The sequence below is a fragment of the Vibrio sp. B181a genome (genome assembly GCF_030248375.1).
Classification (GTDB): domain Bacteria; phylum Pseudomonadota; class Gammaproteobacteria; order Enterobacterales; family Vibrionaceae; genus Vibrio; species Vibrio campbellii.
Window position 1 is genome coordinate 1 of record NZ_JAHGAD010000129.1, and the last position, 4863, is coordinate 4863.

At 54.8% G+C, this 4863-nt stretch carries 9 protein-coding genes; all 9 read right to left on the reverse strand.

Annotation, left to right across the window (positions count from 1 at the left end):
- A partial coding sequence (locus KIO97_RS27100) for a DUF2895 family protein (protein ID WP_373417339.1) occupies window positions 1–145 on the reverse strand: 145 nt, incomplete at its 3' end.
- Window positions 146–154: 9 nt separating this feature from the next.
- Window positions 155–487 carry a DUF3487 family protein gene (locus KIO97_RS26465; RefSeq protein ID WP_285384393.1) on the reverse strand — a complete coding sequence of 111 codons (333 nt, stop codon included), beginning with the start codon at window positions 485–487 and terminating at the stop codon, window positions 155–157.
- Window positions 487–831, reverse strand: coding sequence for a TIGR03745 family integrating conjugative element membrane protein (locus KIO97_RS26470; protein WP_285384394.1), 345 nt, complete (start codon window positions 829–831; stop codon window positions 487–489). The genes KIO97_RS26465 and KIO97_RS26470 overlap by 1 nt, the downstream gene beginning before the upstream one ends.
- The gene (locus KIO97_RS26475) at window positions 828–1070 is read right to left on the reverse strand and encodes a TIGR03758 family integrating conjugative element protein (protein WP_258521356.1); all 243 of its coding nucleotides are present in this window, start codon (window positions 1068–1070) and stop codon (window positions 828–830) included. The genes KIO97_RS26470 and KIO97_RS26475 overlap by 4 nt, the downstream gene beginning before the upstream one ends.
- Complete coding sequence (locus tag KIO97_RS26480) at window positions 1063–1365, reverse strand: RAQPRD family integrative conjugative element protein (RefSeq protein ID WP_285384395.1); 303 nt, start codon at window positions 1363–1365, stop codon at window positions 1063–1065. The genes KIO97_RS26475 and KIO97_RS26480 overlap by 8 nt, the downstream gene beginning before the upstream one ends.
- 184 nt (window positions 1366–1549) lie before the next feature.
- The gene (locus tag KIO97_RS26485; protein ID WP_285384396.1) at window positions 1550–2197 is read right to left on the reverse strand and encodes a DUF4400 domain-containing protein; all 648 of its coding nucleotides are present in this window, start codon (window positions 2195–2197) and stop codon (window positions 1550–1552) included.
- Window positions 2167–2355, reverse strand: coding sequence for a hypothetical protein (locus tag KIO97_RS26490; protein ID WP_285384397.1), 189 nt, complete (start codon window positions 2353–2355; stop codon window positions 2167–2169). The genes KIO97_RS26485 and KIO97_RS26490 overlap by 31 nt, the downstream gene beginning before the upstream one ends.
- Entirely contained in the window at window positions 2345–4486 is a 2142-nt protein-coding gene (gene traD, locus KIO97_RS26495; RefSeq protein ID WP_285384398.1) for a type IV conjugative transfer system coupling protein TraD, read from the reverse strand. Before traD ends, KIO97_RS26490 begins: the two co-directional genes overlap by 11 nt.
- On the reverse strand, window positions 4483–4668 hold the full coding sequence (locus KIO97_RS26500) for a hypothetical protein (protein WP_086370845.1): 186 nt from the start codon (window positions 4666–4668) through the stop codon (window positions 4483–4485). Before KIO97_RS26500 ends, traD begins: the two co-directional genes overlap by 4 nt.
- Window positions 4669–4863 lie beyond the last annotated feature (195 nt).

Sequence of the window (4863 nt, forward strand, 5' to 3'; positions counted from 1 at the left end):
TGATGTCTTGCCCCGCTTGATGCCAGCCCCACGCGCACACCAAGGCCATCAAGGCTAAAATCGCCAGCGCGGCGCGAAGGGAGCGAATGTGCGCATCACGCCCAGCAAGGGCGGAGCGAAAACGGCTCGGTTTGGGTGTGTTCATCTTCTCTCCTTATCCAACGCGGCGACTGGCAAAGCGGCGCGACTGGGTGTGATAGCGCGATTTGGCCAGCCAGCGTTCAAATTGCTTACTGGCGTAATGCTGGCAGTGGTGGGTTTTGATGCGACTGAGCTTTCGCATGATGCCTTTGGGCAGCGCAAACGCGCCAAGCGCTCCAATCAGCAGGGCCGTCAGCGGTATCAGCGCCAAACGAAACTGAACATAAAGAAGCAGTCCGACAAGACCGGTGAGGCTCATGCACACCAGAACCAACAAGCCCATCTCGCCAAGGGATAAGCCTTTGTAAAACGGCGGCATCACGTTCAGGCTACTGGCGGCGCGCATTACACCCCCTCCAAAATATCAAGGCCATAGTTCAGCCCCCAAATGGAGACCAGCAGCAGCACCGCACCAATCACGCCATCGCTGAGCAAATCCTTTTTGGTGGCCTGCTTTTCTTTGGTCTTGCTGTACAAATCCCACATGTGCCCAAGAAAATAGACAAAGCAGAACGCGATAAAAATGCCGCCGCCATAGAGCAAAAGGTCGTAGGCGTAGTAGTAAATCAGCTCCAAAATATTGTCGCTGCTGCCTTGGGTGGGCTCGTTGTTGGTCGGGATGTCGGCCAGTGCGCGCACGCTCAGCAGCAGTGTTGAGAAAAAAAGAAACGTCCGTTTTATAAGCATCATGATGAGACTCCGTAATAAAGAAACCATTGAAGAACCAAGAAAATGAACACCGCGCGAAACACCAAGCGGCGAAAGACTTCCTTAGAGACTTTTTTGTTTTTCATGCCGCGATAGCCGCTCCAAAACACCCACAGCATCCACGCCATCAAAAACGCGCTGGCGATGCCGGCGAGCACAAGAGCCAGAAACTGGGCGTCAAAGCCCGCGCCATGTTCAAAGGCAACAAGGGGATCATTCATGGGTTGGCTCCGCGATATAATCCCCGCTCAGTGGGGTGATGGGTTTTGGGGTAGCGCGCTCTGGATGCAGGTAAGCGTGAATGCCCGCCTGCAGAGTGCGAATGTCAAGGCGCAGCGCCTGGTAATCAAACTGGCGCGGCGTGCGATAGTCGGCTTCGCGCTCGGCGCGAGTAATGAGGTAGTCGAGGGTGTCAAGCTCGGCCATCACAAGGGCAAGCTCACGTTGCTCGCTCTCGACGTCGGCAGAGGCATAAGGGCTGAGCAGGCTCAGACACAGTAAGAGAGGCCATTTCACGGTGTTGACTCCTAGTTAAGGTCGTGGTCAACACGCTAGCAAAAAGGCAATAGGAAAATCTCAATTAGAATAGGTGAAAAAATAATTTTTCTAATTGAGATTATTTTGATTAAGTATGATATCCTTTCTGGTTTTTATTTTTAGTGCTCTTTTGCCAGATCCAATGAAGCCTCCCTTTGTAGGATCACAAATACTTTTTGTAACTGGCGATACTGGTGCGCACTAACAATCCGATCATGATCGCGCCAGGAAGCAGCAACCAGGTTGGCGACAGCGGCCATAGGCCCGGCAGCAATAACCAGACGTACCCCGTCAAGGCGGTGATCACCGGCAGCGCTTTGCGCGCATAGTAATGGGCGGTCTCGGTTTCCCTGCCAACAAACGCGGTGCGCCTTTGCCGAGCAATCAGCCCATCAAATGCGCCTAAAAAACAGGCGAGGATAAACAGCGGCCAGCTTAGAGCCAGCACGGCCATGCGCGCCAAAAGCGCTAAGGTGACGTACACCACCCCATGCCAGTAGGTCGTGGCAAACGAAAGCGCGCCATCGAACTCGACGCTCAGCAGCGCTTCGGCGTGCTGACTGAACGCGTGAATAATCGCCAGTACGCTGGCCGAAAGCGACGGCTGCTCACTTTGCAGGGTCAGCATTTGGGTGACAAAAATGTGTTTGGCGTGCTGCCCAGTGGCTTGCCCCCACAGCGGCGCGAACCATTCAAGGACAATTAAGATCATCCAAATCCAAAAAAGATGCCCCAGCGCCACAAACGGTAAACCATACCAAGGCGTCGGCAACTTGCGCTCTACTGGCGGGTTTGAAGTTTTGTCTGCCAAGCGGCCTCCAGTCTCAACGCGCCGCCAGGCACAACAATCGGGTTAATTGCCTGCGTCAGTGTATTGTCTATTGGCGTGTGACCGCTTTGCGGCCAACCAAGGTATTGGGAAAAGGTGGTGCGGGGGGTATCTTGCTTCATGATTTGCTTACCTCTCAAATTCTGCTTCATCTAACTCAAGATAGGCATTGTGTATCCAGGTGTTGAATTGCTCACTGTCATGCAGCCACTGCTCAGCGCTTTTGACCGATTGGTTTTTCTCTAGCATGCCATCGACTAATGCTTGAATGTCCTCGGGCATCTCGATGTCGCCTTCACTGCCTGGTAAAGGAAAGCGCAGCTTCCAGATTTTTGCGCCTTCGAGTTCAGCGTAGGCTTGGCCGATGGGTAAATTGGTGATGTCGTTGTCATTGACCAGCAGCACCTCTTTGTTTTGCAGCGTGTCTTTATTGCTAGAGCGAAACCCGGTGTCACTGCCGGGGGAATCAGTCGCACCGGTATCGGGCACGATGTCTTTAATGGTGACGGTGGCCATGCGCGAGGTGAGAATTTGCGCGGTCTTTTGCTCACGCACGCGAAGACAAATCAGGCTGTTAAAGTTGCCCTTGGTTTGCGCCGCTTTGGATGGCGAGCCAAGGCGCGCTTCGATGTCGGACTCAGTTTGAGTATACGCGGTGACCACAAACTTTGCCCCGCGCGCTTTGTTTAATATAGGGATAAACTCATCGCCGATGAGCTCATTAAATTCATCGGCGTGTATCATGATGTTGCGCGACTTGACTTTGGCAAAGCCTGGCGCGTTACCAAACTTATAAATCTCGCCCGCCAGTGAGCACAAATCGGCGAACATTGAGTTGCCAAACGCAGCCGCGACCGTGGTGTCCGACAGCGCATCAAGGCCGACGTACACCACGCCCCCTTGCATGATGACCTCACGCCAATCAATGATGGGACGTTCATCGGCGGGGGTGTGCTGCGGCGAGATGATTTCTGCGGTTTTACCGGTGCCAAGCTTTTCCAGCAGTGGCAGCAAGGAGGCGACGATTTTATCAAAATAGGTTTTGTCGTACTGAATGGCGCTGCGAAGCCCGGCCAGAACATCGTCGGCCACCGGATGCGCGCCAAAGTACGTCTCTAGCGCCACCACGCGCTTGCTGCGCCCTTGCAAGTGACGCGGGGTGTTTTTGTCGGTGACGTTACTTTCCAGTGCGGTGACCAGTTCTGGCGCCTTGGGGTGATAGCTTGGCAGTTTTTTTACGCAGTAATCGACGTAAAGCTCATCAATGGCGGTCACGTAGCGCTGAATCGCCGCCATGTCAGGCTTTTTGCCCAGTGCATCCAGCGCTCTGGCGATGATGTTGACAAAGCGCCAGGCGAACTGCTTAAACGCGGCGCTGTTGCCGCCGCCATCGAGCTGACCTGAAACGCGGGTGGCGACTTCGGTGATGCGGCCAAACCGCCCCACCGGAGAGTAACGACCGCTTTGGTCTGGGTAGCCCAAATGCAGCACGTAAAACTCATCCAATCTGCCGGCTCGCAGGCACTCAATGTACATGCGAAGCAGCATGTCGGCATCGCCCTTAGGGTCAAACACCAGCACCACCTCGCCGCGGCGAATGTCTTGGGTGACCAGCAGTTCGGCAAGGCGGGTCTTCCCGACCCCGGTGGTGCCAAGCACTAAGGTGTGTCCGGCTCTGGCTGAGCTTGGCAGCAGACAATCGACTTCTTCCCCCAGGCCCACGCCATGCATGCGTGAATCGCCGCCCACCGGTGGCAGAGGTTTCACAGGATTAAGTGAGGCCAATAGTGTATTGAAACACCCCCAACACCGCCCGGCTTTGGCGACGACCTTCTTGCCTGACCAAAATCGCTCAATCCAAGTGCCTTCGTACTTGGCTTCCATCTTACGTGCAAAGCCATACAGCTTAGAGGGCGTCACGTAGCGCTCAGCGCTGATTTGACGTGAATCGTACAAGCGCTGCGCGTGGCGTGGCAGCACTAGAAAGCCTTTCCCTAAAAAGAGTTTGTTTTGATACACCGGCATGTCGTCAGAGTTCATTGCCCAGTAAGGCATTTGCAGCAGGCCTTTGCGATAAGCCAGTACCGCCATGCCTTGGCGATAGCGCCAACCGGCGCAAACAAAGAGGCATATAACCGTGCCTGGCACCAACACCGGTGGCAGTAAAAACACCTCGGGAAAGAGCGCGATGGCGACGCCTGCCAGCGCAAACATGCCCGCGCTTTGCAGTTCATCGGCAGGGCGAAGCAGACCTTCAACGTAACCACTCATTGCAACGTGGTCTCATCGAGTGGCGTCTGCCACTCTTGCTCCCAAGCGTAGCGCTCTTCGAGCTGCTCAATTCGGCGGCGAACTTGATGCGCGGCTTTGGCTTTTTCAGTCAGCTTGGGCGTCTCAAACGGCCGCTCAGGCAGGCAGCGCTGAGCAAACGGGTTATCACTGTTGATGCTCATTGACACGCTCCTCTGGATGTTTTGCGCTTGTTATCAGTTGCATTAACGCCGCTTCTGGTCGTTGATTTTTATCCTGACAAGCCTGCGTCAGGGCTATCACCAATGGTGTGAGCGCAGGATTGGCGGTGGCGTAGTGCGCCGCCGCGAGCACTTGCGCTATCTCGGTGCGACTGAGTGTGGTGATGGATGGGTCTG